Source organism: Mesorhizobium sp. CNPSo 4684 (genome assembly GCF_057784315.1).
In genome coordinates this window covers 141,458-156,473 of sequence record NZ_JBWLUX010000001.1, presented here as the reverse complement: position 1 = coordinate 156,473, position 15,016 = coordinate 141,458, and the positions used below count along the sequence as shown (strand labels likewise).

Here is a 15,016-nt window from a genome sequence, read left to right as displayed (position 1 = left end):
GTCTCAGCGTGAATTTCGGACGTCAAAAACAGGGATACCGATGCAAACGACGTTTGGCACCGGGCAGGCAAGCAGGGAAAACTCGGATCTGGCGTTCACCGACACGCTGACCGGGCTTGGCAACCATCGCCGCTTCTTCGACAAGGTCGACCGCCTGATCAGCGACCGAGCAGACGATCCCGCGCCCTTCACCGTCGGCATTCTCGACCTCGACGGCTTCAAGCCGATCAACGATCTGTTCGGCCACAAGGCCGGCGACGACATATTGATCCAGGTGGCGATGCGGCTGCGCGCCTCGATGGACAGTCACTCCACCGTCTGCCGCATCGGCGCCGACGAATTCGCCTTCCTCTATCCGATGGTGTTCTCGGAGGAAGCCGCGGCCGAGAAGTCGCGCATGATGATCGAAATCCTGTCGGCGCCCTACGATGTCGGCGAACGCACCGCCAGGCTTTCGGCTTCGGTCGGTTGTTCGCTGTTCTATTCCGGCGACGAAACCACGGAAATCCTCGTCAACAAGGCCGAAACGGCGCTCTACCATGCCAAGCGTTCGGGGCGTGGCCGCGTCGTCGTCTATACCAGAGAGATGGAAGAGGCGGCCAAACGCGTCACCCGCATCGAGCAGGCGCTGCGCCGCGCCGTCTCGGCCGGCGAGGTAGAGCCGCATTTCCAGCCCATCGTCGACCTCAACACCCGCCGCACCATCGGCTTCGAGACGCTGGCGCGCTGGACCGATCGCGATCTCGGCGTCGTCCCGCCGACTGTGTTCATTCCCATCGCCGAGGAGCGCGGCATCATCGGCCCGCTGTCGCAGCTGGTGCTGCGCAAGGCGACCGAAGCGGCGCGCAGCTGGCCGAAGGACCTGTTCCTGTCCTTCAACCTGTCGCCCTCGCAGCTCGTCGACCAGAACACCGGCCTGCACATATTGTCGATCCTCGACCGCACCGGCTTCGATCCGCGCCGGCTGGAGATCGAGATCACCGAAACCGGCCTGATGAACGATCCGGCCTCGGCCGAGAAGATCGTCGAGGATCTGCGCCGCGTCGGCATCCGCGTCTCGCTTGACGATTTCGGCACCGGCCAGTCCTCGCTCGGCCGCTTGCGCGAATTCCACTTCGACAAGCTCAAGATCGACCGCGCCTTCGTCTCCTCGATCCTCGACGACCGTCCGTCCGAGCACATCATCCGCGCCATTCTCGCCATGTGCGAGGGGCTCGGCATGGATGTCGTCGCCGAAGGCATCGAGGAGGAGGCGCAAGCCGACCGCCTCGTCCAGTTCGGCTGCGCCGGCGGCCAGGGCTATTTGTTCGGCAAGCCGGTCGATGCCGACGCCACGCTCGGCTATCTCCGCGATTCCTATCGCGGCGCCCTCTACGCCAAGGCGATCTGAGCGCCAGTCTGCCCCTGCGTCTAGCGGGTCAGCGGTTCCAGCCCGGGCAGGCGTGGCCCACCATCTTGCGTCCTTTTGTCTGACATAAGCCGGAGAAAACACCGTTTTCGCCCTTGCTCCCCGGACTTGGCTGGATAGGATGCGCGCCGACCGGATCGGGAGTAGGAAAACATGATGCCATCGGCGGATTTTGCCGACCTCAGGGGCGCCTCGGTGCTGATCACCGGCGGCGGTTCGGGCATCGGTGCGGCGCTGACCGAGGGTTTTGTTCGCCAGGGCGCCAATGTCGCCTTCATCGACATCGCCGATGGCCTAAGCACGCTGCTTGCCGACCGCGTTGAAAAGGAACTTGGCCGGCGGCCGCTCTACCTCAAGACCGATCTGCGCGATATCGAGGCGTTGCGCGCCTCTGTTGCCCGGGCGGCAGAAGTGCATGGCGACGTCACCGTGCTGGTCAACAATGCCGCGTGGGACGAACGCCACGATGTCGCTGAAGTCACCGTCGAGTTCTGGGACAACAATCTTGCCGTCAATCTGCGCCCGCATTTTTTCACTGCGCAGGCGGTGGCGCCGGGCATGAAGCGGGCCGGCGGCGGCTCGATCATCAACTTCACCTCGACCTCCTATCTAATCAACCACCCCGACATGCCGGCCTACACCGCCGCCAAGGCCGGCATCCTCGGTCTCACCAAAGGCCTCGCCGGCAAGCTCGGCGTCGACGGCATCCGCGTCAACGCGATTGCGCCGGGCTGGGTGATCACCGAACGCCAGAAAGAACTCTGGGTCACCGAACAGGGGCTCGCCGCTCATGTCGCCAAGCAATGCATCAAGCAGGTGATGCAGCCCGACGATATTGTCGGCACCGTGCTGTTCCTTGCCTCCGACGCCTCGCGCATGCTGACGGCGCAAATGCTGATCGTCGACGGGGGTTTCCTGTGAGCCCGGCAAACAAGACCCCGTCAGTCGCCGCCGTCGACTGGGGCACGACCCGCATGCGGGTCTGGCTGATCGACGAGGCGGGTCGGGCGCTGGCCGAACGCCGCGGCGATGACGGCCTGATCACCGCGCAGCAAAAGGGTTTTGCTACCATCCTTGAGGGACATCTGGCGGCGCTTGGCGCACCGGGCACACTGCCGGTCATCATCTGCGGCATGGCCGGCTCGCGCCAGGGCTGGCTGGAGGCGCCCTACGTCACTGTGCCGGCGCCGATCGGCGCCATTCTCGCGGGCGCCGCCCGCATTCCTGGCCAGAGCCGCGACATCCGCATCGTGCCTGGCCTGGCGCAGCGCCTGGAAGACGCGCCGGATGTGATGCGCGGCGAGGAAACCCAGCTTGCCGGCGCCGGGTTGCCGGCTAAGGGGCGCCATCTCGTCTGCATGCCCGGCACCCATTCGAAATGGGTCCTGGTCGCGGACGGCGCGGTCGATGGCTTCTGCACCTGGCCGACCGGCGAGCTGTTCTCGGTGCTGGCCACTCACTCGATCCTGCGTCATTCGCTGGGCGAGAACCCGAAGCCGGTAACCCCGGACAATCCGTTCTTCCAGAACTGGTGCCGCAAGGCGCTGGCCGAAGGCGGCGATGTGACCTCGCGGCTGTTCTCGATCCGCGCCGCCGGCCTGCTGCAGGACTTGAAAGCCGACGACGCTGCCGCGTGCCTGTCCGGCCTGCTGATCGGCGGCGAAATCGCCTCGGCAGGCCGCCGCTACGGCGAAAGCACCACCGCAATCGTGCTGGTCGCCTCCGGTGCGCTTGCCGCGCTTTATCGGCAGGCGCTCGATCTTGCCGGGCTTGCCGTCAGGACGGTCGACGCCGACGAGGCGGTGCGTGCCGGCCTGATCGAAGCCGCGCGGGAAAATGGCATGATTGCCAGAAATGGAGTGAGCGCGTGACCCAGACCGCACCTTTCCCGAAGCTCAAGCGTGGTCTTGTCGCCATACTGCGCGGGCTGAAGCCCGGCGAGGCGGTGGCTATCGGGCAGGCACTCTTCGAAGCCGGCATCGAGGCCATCGAAGTGCCGCTCAATTCGCCCGAGCCGTTCGTCTCGATCGCCAGCATTGTCGCGGCGCTGCCCAGGACGGCGCTGGTCGGCGCCGGCACGGTGCTGACTTCAGCCGATGTCGACGCTTTGGCCAAGGCCGGCGGCAAACTGCTGGTCAGCCCCAACATCGATGCCGAGGTCATGGCCCGCGCCATGCACCATGGCATGGTGACGATGCCCGGTGTGTTCACCCCCACCGAAGCGTTTCTAGCCATCCGGCTTGGCGCCTCGGCGCTGAAATTCTTCCCGGCAAGCGTGCTTGGCGCCGGCGGCATTTCGGCGATGCGCGCCGTGCTGCCTGCCGACACCGTGGTCGGCGCCGTCGGTGGCGTTTCGGAGAAAGACTTTGCCGGCTACAAGTCGGCTGGGGTGAGCGCTTTCGGCCTCGGCTCCAGCCTGTTCAAACCCGGCATGAGCGTCGACGAGGTGGCCACGCGTGCCCGGGCGGCGGTGACGGCCTGGGATGCGGCGTTCGGCGGAGAGGCATGATGGACAAGGTTTCGGTCTTCTCGTACCATATCTGCGAACTCGGCGAGGGGCCGAGCTACGATCCGGCCACCGATACGCTGTTCTGGTTCGACATCGTCAACGGGCTGTTGCTGGAGCAGGGCGTCACCTCAGCTGTGCTGAAAGTCCATGAGCTCGGCCAGATGGCCAGCGCCATCGCCATCATCGACGACAAGCGCCAGCTTATCGCCACCGAGACCGGCCTGCACGTCCGCGATGTGGCGACCGGCAAGCTGACGCTGCATACGGCCATCGAAGCCGACAATGCGCTGACGCGCTCCAACGATTCGCGTGTCCACCCTTGCGGCGCCTTCTGGGTCGGCACCATGGCCAAAAACGAGGGCAAGGGCGCCGGCTCGATCTACTGGTTCTTCAAAGGCGAGCTGCGTACGCTTTACACCGGCATCACCGTGTCGAACTCGATTTGTTTCTCGCAGGATGGGACGATCGCCTACTACACCGACACCGCGACCGGCCTTTTGATGCGCGTCGCCTGCGATCCGGCGACCGGCCTGCCGGTTGGCGAATCGAAAGTGTTCGTCGACCACCGCTCCTCGAAGGGCTATGTCGACGGCTCGGTCGTCGACCGCGACGGCGTGTTGTGGAACGCCGTCTGGGGCGGCAAGGCGGTCAAGGCTTATGCGCCCGACGGCACGCTGCTGCGCGAAATCCCGATGCCGGCGACGCAGTCCTCTTGCCCGGCCTTTGTCGGTTTCAAGGCCGACCGGTTGGCGGTAACCTCGGCCTGGAAGGGCAAGGACGACAAGCAACGCAAGCTCGACCCGCAGGCCGGCATGACCTTCCTGCTCGACATCCCCGTCAACGGCCGCTTCGAGCCACGCGTGCTGATCGCCTGAGAGGCACCAGTGCTTCGTTGAGGGTTGTCACGCAACCGCCCGGCCCGGTCGGTTTCACGCAAGCCGATGGTGCTTGCCGTGCGATGGTAATAGCCTCTATCGCGCCGGGAGCCGACCATTCAATGCCGCAGAACCATCCGACCTTGATCCTCGTCCACGAGCCGGAAAAGGCCTGTTTCGACCGGCTGGTTGCCGATGGCTTTCCTGCCGAGCGTGCCCTGGAAATCTCGTCCTATTTGGCGCAATCGACCGATCTTGCCCCCGAATTCGATGAACTTGCCGCCGCTTGCGAGCGACGCAGCCTCGCCTTCCTGCCGGTCGAACTCGACGATGCGGCAGCAACGCTGGCGAAAGCCGATCCTGAAACGACCTTGGTCTGGACGCTGACCGACGGCATCGCCTATTTCCGTGGTGCGGCGGCACCGGCGCTCGCCAGGCTGAGTGGGCTCAAAACCATCGGCGCCGACGATGCGCTGTTCGCGCTCTGCCAGGACAAGTTCCGTTCCGGCGCCGTGCTCGGCGCGCTCGGCCTGCCGGTGCCGCAGGCCGGCCTCGCCCGCAACGGCCGCTGGCTGGCCGAGCCCCCGCCATCAGCCGCCGGCTGGTTCGTCAAGCCCAACCGGCTCGGCTCCAAGGTCGGGATCTGGCCGGATTCGCGCTGCCACGAGCTGCAGCACGCGCTGGAACTTAGCCGGCGTGTCTATGCCGCCTATCGCGACGATGTCGTCGTCCAGCCCTATGTCGCCGGCCGCAATGTCCGCGCCAGCTTCCTCGGGCTTGAGCCGGAAACCGGCGCCGAAGCGCTCGGCATCGCCTTTGTCGATTCCGGCGGCGATTTCCAGACCATGGCCGACTCGATGGCGCTTTACGGCGACACCGGCGAGGCCGCCAAGGCAGCCGGGCTCTACAGCGAACCGGTGCTGGAGCCGGTCGTCGACGCCCAGCCGGCCGCCGCGGCAACCATCCGTCGTATTGCCGAGCGACTAATGAGCGGGCTTGGCCTGCGCGACGTGTTTTCCATCGACTTCAGGGTCGAGGCCGACGATCACGTCCACCTCATCGAGTTCGAGGTCTGCCCCGGCCTGCCCTGCTTCGATTTCCGCGCCTATTGCCGGCAGCAATGGGGCATGACACTGACCGATGCGATGGCCGCAACCGCCGCGAACAGGTTGAGGCGCTAGACCCCCTCCACCAGCACGATCTCGCCGTCGGCCACCTTCTGGCGGATGGCGACGGCGCGCTGGTATTCCGGCGAGTGATAGCAATCATGCGCCACGCTGAGCGATTCGAATTCGATGATGACGTTGCGGGCGCGGCCCTGGCCCTCGGCCTTTTCGTGCTCGCCGCCGCGCGCCAGGAATTTCGCGCCAAAGCGGTCGAAGGCGAGCTTCGACGCCGCGACATAGTCCTTGTAGCCTTCAGCATCGCGCACATCGACGCGGGCGATCCAGTATCCCTTTGGCATTGCTCTTCTCCTGGTTCGAAAAATGTCAGGCGGCGCGCATCTCTTCCAGTATGGCCTCCGCCGCTGCACGCCTGTCGCTTGCAGCGACGATCGGGCGGCCCACAACAAGATGGCTGGAGCCGTTGCGGATTGCCTGGCCGGGCGTCACCACCCGCTTCTGGTCGCCATGGTCGCTGCCCTTGGGCCGGATGCCGGGTGTCACCACCGCCAGGTCGGGGCCGACGATGCGGCGCACCGCTTCCGCCTCCTCGGCCGAGCAGACGACGCCGCCCATGCCGGCATGCAGCGCCTGTTCGGCTCGCCTCAGCACCAGCGTGTGCGGATCATATTCATAGCCGGCGTCGATCACGTCCTGCTCGTCCATCGAGGTCAGCACGCTGACCGCCAGCAGGCAGAGATCGCTGCCCTTGGCGGCTTCCACCGCGGCACGCATCGCCTTGGGATAGGCATGGATGGTGAGCATGGTCATGCCCATGCGCGCGATGTTCTCGACCCCCTTGGCCACCGTGTGGTCGATGTCGAGCAGCTTCATGTCGAGAAAGATCTTGGTGCCGTTGCTAGCCAGGTCCCTGGCGAAGTCTAGCCCGCCGGCGAACGCCAGCTGGTAGCCGATCTTGTAGAAGGAGACGACGCCATCGAGCTCGCGCACCGCCTGTTCGGCTTCTTTCACGGTCGGCACGTCGAGCCCGACAATCAGCCTGTCTCTCATGGTGTGTGCCTGCGTGGCCCCGGCAATCATGCCCCGATCCGGGTCGACAGCATGCGCGAGGTTTCGATCAGCGTGCGGCATAGGTGCTCCATCGATTTGGTCAGTCTCTCATCCCTGAAATTGCCGTCGGCGTCGAAGGCACTGCCGCCATGGGCTACCGAGCATTCCGGTGTCACCACTTCCATCCGGCAGCGCACCAGCACGGCGCGCAGATGGTTGATGCAGCGTATCCCGGCGAAATGTCCGTTGGAAGACGAACACAGGCCCGCGACCTTGCCGACAAACGGCCTGAATGTGCGGCCACTATCCGTGCGCACCCGGCTTACCCAGTCGATCGTGTTCTTGAGCAGCGGCGGGATCGAGCCGTTATATTCCGGCGTCGCGATCAGCAGCCCGTCATGGACGGCGATCAGCCGGCCGAGCTTCACGGCATTGTCGGGGACGCCTTTTTCCTTTTCGAGATCTTCGTCCAAGATCGGCAGCGTATAGTCGGCCAGCGAAATGCGCGTCACCTCGGCGCCCTGCATGGCCAGCTCCTTCTGCGCCACATCGGCGGTCCTGCCGCTGAAGGCGCCGCTGCGCACCGAGCCGGCAAAGACGAGGATTTTCGGAATCACTGCCATTGGCCAACCTTGTCACGGGACAGGTACAGCCAAGGATCACTCAAATCAATGCGCCTCGCGGCGGTAGATCCACAGCTGCGTCGGCGGGATGTTGCGGAAGATGAAATCGAAATGCTTGACCGTGTAGTCGCCGCGGCCGGGTGGGATCGGCGACAGCGGCCCGTAGGTCAGCTGTACGATCGGCCGCCCCACCGGGATGCGGTCGAGCAGGCTTTCGATATAGGCGATGCGCTGTGCCACAGGGAAATTGAGCAGCGGCACGCCGGAGACGACGGAATCGAAGACCATGTCCCGCTTGTCGCCGAGCGTCGCATTGAGATTGAAGGCGTCGCCCTCGATGACGTTGACACCGGGATAGAGCTGGCGCAGGTGGCGCACGAAATCGGTGTTGTATTCTACCGCATAGAGATTTTCGGGCTTCACGCCTTGGGCGAGGATGGCGCGGGTGATGACGCCTGTGCCGGGGCCGACTTCCAGCACCGGCAGGCCGGACTTCGGATTGACGATCGAAGCCATCTTGCGGGCGGTGATGGAGCTTGTCGGCACGATCGAGCCGACGGTCTTCGGCTTGTCGATCCAGCCTTTGAAGAATTTGAGTTCGTCGTCGAACTTTTCCGCCAGCGCCTTCCGCAATCCCGGACCACGTGCCATACAAGTTCTCCTCAACCACCCCCCTGCACGCTACTTAGCAGCTAACAGGTCCAAGGCAAGGCACGATCTGGCATAAGATGTTGATGACGTTCGGGAAGCGCTAACGCAAGTCGCCCAAAAGTGTGAAGCGGTTTGGGACAACGACTTGCGTCAGGAAAAATGTCAGCGCTCGCTGAAGGATTCGAAAAAGTCCTTCATGCGGGCGAAGAAACCGCTCGACTGGGGCGAGTTTTCCTTTGACGACAGCTGTTCGAACTCCTCCAGCAGCTCCCGCTGGCGCCGCGACAGGTTCTGCGGCGTCTCGACCGCGGTCTGGATGTAGAGGTCGCCGACATTGGGCTGGCGCAGCACCGGCATGCCCTTGCCCTTGAGACGGAACTGGCGGCCGTTCTGGGTGCCTTCGGGCACTTTCACCTTGGTCTGGCTGCCGTCCAGCGTCGTCACCTCGAACGAGCCGCCGAGCGCTGCCGTCATCATCGAGATCGGCACCTTGCAGTAAAGGTCGGCGCCGTCGCGCTGGAAGAATTCGTGCGGCTTCACCGCCAGGAAAATATAGAGGTCGCCCGAGGGGCCGCCGCGCAGGCCGGCTTCGCCCTCATTGGCAAGCCGGATGCGGGTGCCGTCCTCGATGCCGGCCGGAATGTTGACCGACAGCGAGCGTTCCTCGGTGACACGGCCCTGGCCGGCGCATTTCGGGCACGGGTCCTTGATCGTCTGGCCGCGGCCCTGGCATTGCGGGCAGGTGCGCTCGATCGAAAAGAAACCCTGCGTGGCGCGGACCTTGCCGTGACCATGGCACATCGAGCATGTCACCGGCTGGGTACCGGGCTTGGCGCCGCTGCCGGAGCATTCCGTGCATGAGATCGAGGCCGGCACGCGGATCTGCGCGGTCTTGCCGGCAAACGCCTCTTCGAGCGTGATTTCCATATTGTAGCGCAGATCGGCGCCGCGCTCGCGGCCGCCGGAAGAGCGGCGCTGGCGCCCGCCCATCATGTCGCCGAAAATATCCTCGAAAATGTCGGCGAAGCCGCCGGCGCCAAAACCTTGCGCGCTGCCATTCATGCCGCCTTGCTCGAAGGCGGCGTGACCGAAACGATCATAGGCCGCACGCTTCTGCGGGTCCTTCAGCGTCTCGTAGGCTTCGTTGATTTCCTTGAATTTGTGCTCGCAGGAATGATCGCCGGGGTTGCGATCGGGATGGAACTGCATGGCAAGCTTGCGGAAAGCACTCTTGAGCTCCCTGTCGTCCGCGCCCTTTTGTACGCCCAGCGTTTCGTAGAAATCAGCTTTCATCTTTTCCCGCAATCCGGATGCTCAACGTCTTGATGCATGTCGCGTCGTTTGCCGGCACGTTGTCTCGATTTAGGAGCGGTGCTGCCCGGATGCTAGGGCCGGCGCGGACTTGTCCGTGTTTTTCGGTGACTTTTTCGGCAGGACCCGCACTTTTTTCAGCGAGGGTTGCAAAAAAGCCCGGCCTGTGCCGGGCTTTCCGCACTATCTTGCCGTCAGGCCGTTCAGGCCGACTTTTTCTTGTCGTCGTCTTCGTCGATTTCTTCGAAATCGGCGTCGACCACGTCGCTATCCTTGGCGGCGTCCGCCTTGGCGTCGGCTTCCGCCGCTTCCTTCTGCGAGGCCTCGTACATGGCCTGGCCAAGCTTCATCGAAGCTTCGGCAAGCGTCTGCGACTTGGCCTCGATATCGGCAGCGTCGTCGCCCTCGGCCGCAGTCTTCAGCGCGGCGATCGCATCCGATATCGCCGTGCGCTCGGTTTCCGAAACCTTGTCGCCATATTCCTTCAGCGACTTCTCGGACGAATGCACCAGCGCCTCGGCCTGGTTGCGGGCCTCGACCAGCGCACGCCGCTGCTTGTCGGTCTCGGCATTGGCTTCGGCGTCCTTGACCATCTTTTCGATGTCGGCGTCCGAAAGACCACCCGAGGCCTGGATGCGGATCTGGTGCTCCTTGCCGGTGCCCTTGTCCTTGGCCGAAACATTGACGATGCCGTTGGCGTCGATGTCGAAAGTGACCTCGATCTGCGGCACGCCGCGCGGCGCCGGCGGGATGCCGACCAGGTCGAACTGGCCGAGCGCCTTGTTGTCGGCCGCCATTTCACGCTCGCCCTGGAAGACGCGGATGGTCACGGCCGACTGCGAATCCTCGGCGGTCGAGAACACCTGGCTCTTCTTGGTCGGGATCGTCGTGTTGCGTTCGATCAGGCGGGTGAACACGCCGCCCAGCGTCTCGATGCCGAGCGACAGCGGCGTCACGTCGAGCAGCAGTACGTCCTTGACATCGCCCTGCAGCACGCCGGCCTGGATGGCGGCGCCGAGCGCGACGACCTCATCCGGGTTGACGCCCTTGTGCGGCTCCTTGCCGAAGAACTGCTTCACGATCTCCTGGATCTTGGGCATGCGGGTCATGCCGCCGACCAGAACGACTTCGTCGATCTCGCCGGCCTTCAGGCCGGCATCCTTGAGCGCCGCCTTGCACGGCTCGATCGTGCGCTGGACGAGGTCGTCGACCAGCTGCTCGAACTTGGCGCGGGTCAGCTTCAGCGTCAGGTGCTTCGGGCCGGTTGCGTCGGCGGTGATGAAGGGCAGGTTGATTTCGGTCTGCGTCGTCGACGACAGCTCGATCTTGGCCTTTTCAGCCGCCTCCTTGAGGCGCTGCAGGGCAAGCTTGTCGTTCTTCAGGTCGATGCCCTGTTCCTTCTTGAACTCGGCCGCCAGATATTCGACGAGACGCATGTCGAAATCCTCGCCGCCGAGGAAGGTGTCGCCATTGGTCGACTTCACCTCGAACACGCCGTCGCCGATCTCGAGCACCGAAATGTCGAACGTACCGCCGCCAAGGTCATAGACGGCAATGGTCTTGCCATCCTTCTTGTCGAGGCCGTAGGCGAGCGCGGCTGCCGTCGGCTCGTTGATGATGCGCAGAACTTCCAGGCCGGCGATCTTGCCGGCGTCCTTGGTGGCCTGGCGCTGGGCGTCGTTGAAATAGGCCGGAACGGTGATGACCGCCTTCTCGACCTTCTCGCCGAGATAGGCTTCCGCCGTTTCCTTCATCTTCTGCAGGATCATGGCCGAGATCTGCGAGGGCGACTGCTTCTTGCCGCCGGCTTCGACCCAGGCATCGCCATTGTCGCCCTTGATGATCTTGTAGGGGACAAGCTTCTTGTCCTTTTCCGTCACCGGATCGTCATAGCGGCGGCCGATCAGGCGCTTGACCGCGAAGATGGTATTTTCAGGATTGGTGACCGCCTGGCGCTTGGCCGGCTGGCCGACGAGACGTTCGCCGTCGCCCGAGATGGCGACGATGGAAGGCGTCGTGCGCGCGCCTTCCGCATTCTCGATTACCTTGGGTTCCTTGCCATCCATGATGGCGATGCAGGAGTTGGTGGTGCCGAGATCGATACCGATTACTTTTGCCATTTTTCTAGTCTCTCCGCTAAGCAGGCTCTCAGGACCCGTAAGGCGTTCCGACGAAAGCCCCTGTTCACAAGAAATTCCGCCCCGGCTACCGGCATGCCGGCGCTGGGCGGCTTGGCGCGTATATAAGAACAGGCGGCATCGGGCGCAAGCATTCTGCGCACGGGCGTCCACATGCGGCGCTTACCACGCCAGATCGGCCGCCCGGCGGTCCGGACGGATGGCACTGCCAAAGGCCAAGGTGGACGAAAACGCGGCTTCTAATCGTTTTCCCGCCAGATATAGTGGCGCTACATCTTGGGGGAATTGATAATGGGCCGGATTTTCGGGCGATTGCGCACCCTTCTTGTGGCTGTCGGCCTGCCATTCGCCCTGAGTCTGCCGGCCCAGGCAGTCGAATTCCAGACAATCACCATCAAGGTCGGTTATGGCGCGGGTGGCGGCTATGACCAGACTTCGAGGCTGATTGCGCGTCATCTCGGCCGGTTTCTGCCCGGGCAGCCCAACATCATTGTGCAGAATGTGCCGGGTGGTGGCAGTCTGAAGCTCACCAAGATGCTCGTCGGCAGCGAACCGACCGACGGCAGCGTCATCGCCTCGATCAGCGAGGCTATGTTCTACGCCCCGATCGTCGATCCCGAAAACGCGACTTTCGACCCGCTTGCCTTGCAGTGGATCGGTTCGCTGGTCGATGATCCAGCCTATTGCCTGACCAGCAAGCAATCCGGCATCGACACGATGGAAAAGTTCCTGCAGTCGGATTTCCTGATCGGAGCGACAGGCAAGAACAGCACGACATATATCTTCGCCGCACTGGCCAAGAACGGCATGAAGGCCAGATACAAGATCGTCACCGGTTTCGACGGCACCGCCGATATCGAACTCGCCATGCAACGCGGCGAGATCGCCGGCATGTGCGGGGTATCGAGCTCCCTGCTCAGAAGCGATCGCGCCGCGATCAACATTATCGGCACGTTCGGGCAGGGCGGTTCCGGCGCGACGCCGAGCATTTCGGCAACCATCGCCGACCCGACGGCACGTCAGGCGGCTGATCTCATCGAATCGGCGCTGCACATCCACCACCCGCTCGTCGCCCCGCCCGGCGTGCCGAAAGAGACCGTCGACGCGCTGCGCAAGGCCTATTCCGCGATGGTCGTGGACGCCGATTTTCTCGCCGATGCTACGAAGCTTGGCGACCTCACCCTCAAACCGACATCCGGCGAAGCGATCAGCCAGCTGGTCGCGCAACAGCTGAAAGCCACGCCTGCGGTCTTCGCCGCTGCCCGGGAACTCGTGAAATAGGCCTAATGTGGATCTGATCCTTACCGCCATTGCGGAGATGGCGCAGCCATTTCGCATGCTCATGCTGGTTACCGGCGTGTTCGCCGGCCTTGTCGTCGGTGTCGTGCCGGGCATTGGCGGCCTGTTCGCCATGGCCCTGCTGATCCCGATGACCTACAATATGGACCCCTTTGCCGCCTTCGCGCTGCTGCTCGGCATGGGTTCGGTCACCACCACGTCGGACACCATTCCGGCCATCCTGTTCGGCGTTCCGGGCTCGGTTGGTGCCGCGGCAACCGTGCTCGACGGCCATGCCATGGCCAAGAAGGGCGAAGCGGCACGCGCCTTCGGCGCCTCCTATTCGGCCTCGATGATCGGCGGCGTGTTCGGCGCGCTGGTGCTGGCGGCGGCAATTCCCGTCATGCGCCCGCTGGTGCTCTACCTCAAGACGCCGGATTTCTTCGCCATTTGCGCCTTCGGCCTCTCCATCGTCGCCATCCTTGCCGGCAGCCAGCCGTTAAAGGGTCTGGCGGCGGCGATGCTCGGCATGCTGGCCTCTTTCATCGGCATCGACAGCATTGCCGGCATCGAGCGCTGGAGTTTTGGCCAGATCTACCTCTGGGATGGCTTGCCGATTTCGCTGGTCTTTCTCGGTCTGTTCGGCCTACCCGAACTGGCCTCGCTGCTCATGCGCGGCTCGATCCAGGGCAACGCCGAGCGGCCGACCTATGCCGGCATGTGGCAAGGCATCAGGGATACGCTGCGCGAATGGCCGCTGGTGCTGCGCTGCAGCGCCATCGGCTCGCTGCTCGGCGCCGTGCCCGGCATCGGCATCGCCGTGCTCGACTGGATCGCCTATGGCCATGCCTCGCGCCGGCCGGGTCTCGGGCCGAAATTCGGCCAGGGCAATGTGCGCGGCGTCATTGCGCCGGAAAGCGCCAACAACGCCAAGGAGGGTGGCTCGCTCATCCCGACCATCGCCTTCGGCGTGCCGGGATCGGCTTCGATGAGCATCCTGCTCGGCGCCTTTGTCATCCACGGCCTTGTCCCCGGCCCCGATATGCTCGGCAAGAACGCCGCGATCACCGTTTCGATGGTGCTGTCGATTGCCGTCGCCAACATCGTCGGCGCCGTGACTTGCCTGCTGTTGACCAGGCAGTTGGCGCGTATCGCGCAAGTGTCGGCAGCGATCCTGGTGCCACTGGTGGTCACCTTTATCGTCGTCGGCGCCTACCAAACCAATATGAGCGCTTTCGACTTCCTGCTGGTAATGCTGGTCGGCGCGGTCGGCATGGGAATGAAGGAGCTCAACTGGCCGCGCTCGGCCTTTTCGCTCGGCTTCGTGCTCGGCCCCAGCCTCGAAAACTATTTCTTCCTCGCCTACCAGATTTCCGGCTGGGCCTGGCTGAAACAGCCGCTGGTGCTCATCCTGCTCGGCCTCGCCATTGCCGGCGTGGTCAGGCAGACCGTGTCCTGGATCAAGGCCCGCGGCAATGCCGAGGCCTTGCCGCCGGCGTTGCCCGATATCGCCGCCAGCAGTGCGCTGACGCTGCTTGGCGTCGCGGCTCTGGTCACCGCGTTGCTCGATTTTCCCTTCGAGGCCGCCATCTTCCCGGCCATCACAGCCGGCCTTCTGACGCTGTTTTCCTTGTTGACGACTATCCAGACCATGCTGCGCTGGCGAAAGCCGGTGTCTGCCAGCGGCGCAGAGGTAACGCCGGCCGGCGAATGGCAGCCTTCCGATGGGCCGGCGATGAAGGGCAATCTCACCGTGCTTGGCCTCTGCCTGGTGCTCGCCTTCCTGGTCCTGCTGGCAGGCCATCTCACGGCCACGTTCGTCTTTGTTGGCGGCGGTATCTGGATGCTCGGATCGCGGTCGCCGAAGATGGCGCTGGCTGTCGCCGCGGGCACGACGCTTTGCATCTATGCTGTGTTCGATCTCCTGGCGTCGCAGCCCTGGCCAGCGCCCTGGCTGGCCGATCCTTTTAAAGATTTCTGAACGGCGGCGCGGATGCGCAGGTAGCGCAAGAGCTCAAGGCGGGCCCGGCGGTGTTCGAGCCAGAAACC

Annotated in this window: 14 protein-coding genes; 8 read left to right on the top strand and 6 right to left on the bottom strand. The window is 64.1% G+C overall.

Going from position 1 to position 15,016, the window contains the following annotated elements:
- Nucleotides 1-40 precede the first annotated feature (40 nt).
- The 6 genes from AC04SG_RS00800 to AC04SG_RS00775 all read left to right on the top strand — a co-directional run bounded on the left by AC04SG_RS00800 (nucleotide 41) and on the right by AC04SG_RS00775 (nucleotide 5,973).
- Nucleotides 41-1,390, top strand: coding sequence for a putative bifunctional diguanylate cyclase/phosphodiesterase (locus AC04SG_RS00800; protein WP_142867395.1), 1,350 nt, complete (start codon nucleotides 41-43; stop codon nucleotides 1,388-1,390).
- A 171-nt stretch (nucleotides 1,391-1,561) separates the two neighbouring features.
- On the top strand, nucleotides 1,562-2,329 hold the full coding sequence (locus AC04SG_RS00795; RefSeq protein ID WP_488549520.1) for an SDR family NAD(P)-dependent oxidoreductase: 768 nt from the start codon (nucleotides 1,562-1,564) through the stop codon (nucleotides 2,327-2,329).
- On the top strand, nucleotides 2,326-3,279 hold the full coding sequence (locus AC04SG_RS00790; protein WP_488549519.1) for a 2-dehydro-3-deoxygalactonokinase: 954 nt from the start codon (nucleotides 2,326-2,328) through the stop codon (nucleotides 3,277-3,279). Before AC04SG_RS00795 ends, AC04SG_RS00790 begins: the two co-directional genes overlap by 4 nt.
- Nucleotides 3,276-3,917 carry a 2-dehydro-3-deoxy-6-phosphogalactonate aldolase gene (locus AC04SG_RS00785; protein WP_488549518.1) on the top strand — a complete coding sequence of 214 codons (642 nt, stop codon included), beginning with the start codon at nucleotides 3,276-3,278 and terminating at the stop codon, nucleotides 3,915-3,917. Before AC04SG_RS00790 ends, AC04SG_RS00785 begins: the two co-directional genes overlap by 4 nt.
- Nucleotides 3,917-4,792, top strand: a complete 876-nt coding sequence (locus tag AC04SG_RS00780; protein ID WP_488549517.1) for an SMP-30/gluconolactonase/LRE family protein — start codon at nucleotides 3,917-3,919, stop codon at nucleotides 4,790-4,792. Before AC04SG_RS00785 ends, AC04SG_RS00780 begins: the two co-directional genes overlap by 1 nt.
- A 122-nt stretch (nucleotides 4,793-4,914) precedes the next feature.
- Complete coding sequence (locus AC04SG_RS00775; RefSeq protein ID WP_488549516.1) at nucleotides 4,915-5,973, top strand: D-alanine--D-alanine ligase family protein; 1,059 nt, start codon at nucleotides 4,915-4,917, stop codon at nucleotides 5,971-5,973.
- Here AC04SG_RS00775 and AC04SG_RS00770 read toward each other — a convergent pair.
- From AC04SG_RS00770 to dnaK, 6 genes are all read right to left on the bottom strand, one after another.
- Nucleotides 5,970-6,257: a DUF1330 domain-containing protein gene (locus AC04SG_RS00770; RefSeq protein WP_112559048.1), complete on the bottom strand. Its 288-nt coding sequence runs from the start codon at nucleotides 6,255-6,257 to the stop codon at nucleotides 5,970-5,972. The genes AC04SG_RS00775 and AC04SG_RS00770 overlap by 4 nt on opposite strands.
- Before the next feature lie 25 nt (nucleotides 6,258-6,282).
- Nucleotides 6,283-6,996: an orotidine-5'-phosphate decarboxylase gene (gene pyrF / locus AC04SG_RS00765; RefSeq protein ID WP_488549515.1), complete on the bottom strand. Its 714-nt coding sequence runs from the start codon at nucleotides 6,994-6,996 to the stop codon at nucleotides 6,283-6,285.
- The gene (locus AC04SG_RS00760; RefSeq protein WP_488549514.1) at nucleotides 6,993-7,589 is read right to left on the bottom strand and encodes an NADPH-dependent FMN reductase; all 597 of its coding nucleotides are present in this window, start codon (nucleotides 7,587-7,589) and stop codon (nucleotides 6,993-6,995) included. Before AC04SG_RS00760 ends, pyrF begins: the two co-directional genes overlap by 4 nt.
- A gap of 45 nt (nucleotides 7,590-7,634) precedes the next feature.
- Nucleotides 7,635-8,240, bottom strand: a complete 606-nt coding sequence (gene pmtA, locus AC04SG_RS00755) for a phospholipid N-methyltransferase PmtA (protein ID WP_192257057.1) — start codon at nucleotides 8,238-8,240, stop codon at nucleotides 7,635-7,637.
- A gap of 162 nt (nucleotides 8,241-8,402) precedes the next feature.
- Nucleotides 8,403-9,533 (bottom strand): molecular chaperone DnaJ, encoded by a 1,131-nt coding sequence (dnaJ, locus tag AC04SG_RS00750; protein WP_488549513.1) that lies wholly within the window; start codon nucleotides 9,531-9,533, stop codon nucleotides 8,403-8,405.
- Nucleotides 9,534-9,754: 221 nt separating this feature from the next.
- Nucleotides 9,755-11,671: a molecular chaperone DnaK gene (gene dnaK, locus AC04SG_RS00745; protein ID WP_488549512.1), complete on the bottom strand. Its 1,917-nt coding sequence runs from the start codon at nucleotides 11,669-11,671 to the stop codon at nucleotides 9,755-9,757.
- A 309-nt stretch (nucleotides 11,672-11,980) separates the two neighbouring features.
- Between dnaK and AC04SG_RS00740 the strand changes: the two genes are divergently transcribed.
- The gene (locus tag AC04SG_RS00740; RefSeq protein ID WP_488549511.1) at nucleotides 11,981-12,970 is read left to right on the top strand and encodes a Bug family tripartite tricarboxylate transporter substrate binding protein; all 990 of its coding nucleotides are present in this window, start codon (nucleotides 11,981-11,983) and stop codon (nucleotides 12,968-12,970) included.
- A gap of 7 nt (nucleotides 12,971-12,977) precedes the next feature.
- The gene (locus AC04SG_RS00735) at nucleotides 12,978-14,948 is read left to right on the top strand and encodes a tripartite tricarboxylate transporter permease (RefSeq protein WP_488549510.1); all 1,971 of its coding nucleotides are present in this window, start codon (nucleotides 12,978-12,980) and stop codon (nucleotides 14,946-14,948) included.
- The last annotated feature ends 68 nt before the right edge of the window (nucleotides 14,949-15,016 follow it).

Bases quoted from the DNA above. Each gene is read 5' to 3' on its own strand.
- AC04SG_RS00780 (WP_488549517.1), top strand. From the start codon at position 3,917: ATGGACAAGGTTTCGGTCTTCTCGTACCATATCTGCGAACTCGGCGAG.
- AC04SG_RS00795 (WP_488549520.1), top strand. From the start codon at position 1,562: ATGATGCCATCGGCGGATTTTGCCGACCTCAGGGGCGCCTCGGTGCTG.
- dnaK (WP_488549512.1), bottom strand. From the start codon at position 11,671: ATGGCAAAAGTAATCGGTATCGATCTCGGCACCACCAACTCCTGCATC.
- pmtA (WP_192257057.1), bottom strand. From the start codon at position 8,240: ATGGCACGTGGTCCGGGATTGCGGAAGGCGCTGGCGGAAAAGTTCGAC.
- dnaJ (WP_488549513.1), bottom strand. From the start codon at position 9,533: ATGAAAGCTGATTTCTACGAAACGCTGGGCGTACAAAAGGGCGCGGAC.
- AC04SG_RS00770 (WP_112559048.1), bottom strand. From the start codon at position 6,257: ATGCCAAAGGGATACTGGATCGCCCGCGTCGATGTGCGCGATGCTGAA.
- AC04SG_RS00775 (WP_488549516.1), top strand. From the start codon at position 4,915: ATGCCGCAGAACCATCCGACCTTGATCCTCGTCCACGAGCCGGAAAAG.
- AC04SG_RS00740 (WP_488549511.1), top strand. From the start codon at position 11,981: ATGGGCCGGATTTTCGGGCGATTGCGCACCCTTCTTGTGGCTGTCGGC.
- AC04SG_RS00760 (WP_488549514.1), bottom strand. From the start codon at position 7,589: ATGGCAGTGATTCCGAAAATCCTCGTCTTTGCCGGCTCGGTGCGCAGC.
- pyrF (WP_488549515.1), bottom strand. From the start codon at position 6,996: ATGATTGCCGGGGCCACGCAGGCACACACCATGAGAGACAGGCTGATT.
- AC04SG_RS00800 (WP_142867395.1), top strand. From the start codon at position 41: ATGCAAACGACGTTTGGCACCGGGCAGGCAAGCAGGGAAAACTCGGAT.